Genomic DNA, 2,735 nt, shown 5'->3' on the forward strand with positions numbered 1-2,735 from the left:
ACGAGACCAGGCCGGGGTGATTCCACTGGAAACACTCCCCGCAGGATCGGAGGGGGCAACCAAGTATCTGCAACGAGAACAGGAAAGGACCGCGAGCGCGATGACTGCACTGGAACAGCGTCAGGACTTTGCACTGAATCAGTACGCAAAGGGCCTTTTAAAACCCTTTAAGGGTAAAGGGGAGATCCTTCGATTTCGGGATGAGTTGGATGCGGAGTGTCGTCGGATGTGGCAGGAGGCGGCGGACTTTGCCAATCGCTACAACCGCACGGTGGTTCAGGCGGGACTTTGGCTCAAACCACACAACAACAGCGGTGGACGAGTTCGCGCAGTGCAATGGCGCGACAAGGCGCAGACCCAGATGGGGCGACGCCTTCTCGAAGCCGTGCTCCAGTTCGGCGATATATCGGTGGGGATGAAGCGTCAACTGGTCGAGATCGAGACCGAGCGCGCGATCTTCAATGCCAAAGTTGCGGCGGCGACTCGACAGGTCGATCGCCTAAATCGCCTGCTGAGCGATCTCGGCGAGATCGAGGCCATGGTCTGACATCTGCAACGGTTCGGAATAGTTCGCAACCGGCCTTAACGTTTCTCGCTGACGTCCTTTGCCGCTCCCGGCCACTGTAGTCGGGCATACATTCGATTCAGGAGATTCAGATGAGCACGCATTTCATGGGCGAGGGGAACATTGGTTCGGATCCAGAAGTGAAAATGTTTTCCCCCAATGGCAATCAGCCATCGCGTGGCGTCATGCGACTGAACGTCCGATTCGATAATCCGGTGCCGACCGATACCGGCAACGTCGACAAGGGTGGCTTCTGGGCGAACGTCGAGATATGGCATCGCGATGTCGAGCAATGGGCTCGGCTGTACCAGAAGGGACTGCGCGTCATGGTATCGGGCCGAATGGTGCTGGACGAATGGCGGGACGGAGAAGGTAATAACCGGTCGCAGTTCAAGGTGCAGGCCGTACGCATCGGCATCCTGCCTTTCCGCGTCACCCAGGTTCAGCTCGAGCCGGCACAGGGCCAGCAAGCGCCACGGCAGCCTTCATCGTCCCAGGCTCCGCAACAGGGAGCTTATCCTAAAGCCGCTGGACCGGAAGGTGAATGGGATAACCCGGCGGGGTCTGATCCGAGCTATTCGGAATGAGCGGGCTCGCTGACTCGAAGGAAGGCTCTATCATCAAACAGACAAAGAGAGTGCTGGGATGAAGCACTGGGTGGTGGCAGTGGGGATGGTGGCACTGGCGGGCTGCGCGGCGCAGGATCATTATTACTCAAACGGTGTCTGCGTGACCTGTTTCAACAATCCCGTGACCGGCGAGCCGCTGAACTACGATCCCAACGAAACGCCGCAGAAAGTGGCAACCAATGCCGAGGGGGAAGCGGTCGATGCCACAAGTCTGGGTAGCCAGAGCGGATCGGTCGACATCGATTCCCGTGTCGACGTCGATACCGCTTACGCTCGGATCAAGTCGGCGATGGGGTTCCGATCCCCCGATGACTTCGAGAGCCCGGAGAGCACCACTGCAAAAATGCAGATGGGCGATATAGCCTGGAAGCACGACCGCACCCCGGGGGCCTACTACAATCTCGGTGATTACGGACGGCAGACCGTTGGAGGGACACGATACTCGATCCTGCAGCGGGTTCAGATCGAGAAGAGTGGCGCGGGCTCGCGCATCCACTACAGTTGGGCACCGGCCGACGAGCGAACTCTATTCGATGGCAATGCCATGGAGTCTGCGCTGACACAGCGTCTCAAGGCCGCGTTAGACTGATTGCTCATGCCCAACATCTTCACCATCAAGGATGGTTGGAGCCTGGATGAACAGCTGGGCAACATGCTCCGGGAACTCGACGGTACGCAGGCGACTGGCCGTGTCGTCGAGTTTCGTATTCAGCTCAAGGCATTGATGCGCGAGTACGGTATCAGCGCCGATACGATCGTCGAATGGATCGACCTGGGGATGCTCAAGGATGAAAGAGACTGAGGCAGCGGTCTATCAACGGTTCTTCATTCGCCCGCGCCTGGGACATCGCCCGCTGATCGAGTCGGACATTCAGGCTGTCATCGACGGTGCGGTCACATGTCGTTTCGCCCCCGATGGCACGTTGCTCAAACCGACCATTCTCAAGCCCGGTCAGGGGCGTTACCTGATCCCCATGCGCTGGCTCAGCGGTGAGGTCATCACCATCGATAACGCCTCCACGGCGCAGTGGTTCTGGCTCGATGCTGACATTCCGTTCAATGGACCGTTGGCTCAGCGAATGGCCCTGGCGCTGACACGACACTCTGAGATCGCCTGTGTGGCCGAAGACAACACGCGCGGTGCTGCCCATGGCAATGCGGAAGCCTGGATCATCGACGACGCGCATTATCTGCTCCAGCTCGATTAACATTCCCAGCTGAATCCCCTGATCCAGCTCGTCACGCTGAGGCCATACACATTCTGTGAGGCCCGGTGTCATGTCTCGATTGTTCCTCTGCGAAAAACCCTCTCAGGCGCGCGATATTGGTGCGGTCCTGGGCGCGACGCGTAAAGCCAATGGCTGTCTGCAGGGCGATGGCGTCGTCGTCACCTGGGCCTTTGGTCATCTCCTCGAACAGGTCCCTCCCGAAGCCTACGATCCGGCGCTCAAGCGCTGGTCATTAGACACGCTGCCGATCCGGCCGACGCAGTGGAAGAACACGGTGCGCAAGGATGCCGGCAAGCAGTTCAAGGTGATTCA

At 58.9% G+C, this 2,735-nt stretch carries 5 protein-coding genes and 1 pseudogene; all 6 read left to right on the forward strand.

Annotation, left to right across the window (positions count from 1 at the left end):
• A partial coding sequence (locus CCD76_RS19040; protein ID WP_218777087.1) for a DUF3158 family protein occupies window positions 1-547 on the forward strand: 547 nt, incomplete at its 5' end.
• Between the two features lie 110 nt (window positions 548-657).
• Complete coding sequence (locus CCD76_RS19045; RefSeq protein WP_075563461.1) at window positions 658-1,152, forward strand: single-stranded DNA-binding protein; 495 nt, start codon at window positions 658-660, stop codon at window positions 1,150-1,152.
• 58 nt (window positions 1,153-1,210) lie between these two features.
• Window positions 1,211-1,783: a hypothetical protein gene (locus CCD76_RS19050; RefSeq protein ID WP_087721066.1), complete on the forward strand. Its 573-nt coding sequence runs from the start codon at window positions 1,211-1,213 to the stop codon at window positions 1,781-1,783.
• Window positions 1,784-1,789: 6 nt separating this feature from the next.
• Window positions 1,790-1,996: a hypothetical protein gene (locus CCD76_RS19055; RefSeq protein ID WP_087721067.1), complete on the forward strand. Its 207-nt coding sequence runs from the start codon at window positions 1,790-1,792 to the stop codon at window positions 1,994-1,996.
• Window positions 1,983-2,402 carry a hypothetical protein gene (locus CCD76_RS19060; RefSeq protein WP_087721068.1) on the forward strand — a complete coding sequence of 140 codons (420 nt, stop codon included), beginning with the start codon at window positions 1,983-1,985 and terminating at the stop codon, window positions 2,400-2,402. The genes CCD76_RS19055 and CCD76_RS19060 overlap by 14 nt, the downstream gene beginning before the upstream one ends.
• Window positions 2,403-2,472: 70 nt before the next feature.
• A pseudogene (locus CCD76_RS19065) lies at window positions 2,473-2,735 on the forward strand (toprim domain-containing protein); the annotation flags it as partial.

Origin of the sequence: Salinicola salarius (assembly GCF_002179555.1) — a bacterium.
Classification (GTDB): domain Bacteria; phylum Pseudomonadota; class Gammaproteobacteria; order Pseudomonadales; family Halomonadaceae; genus Salinicola; species Salinicola salarius_A.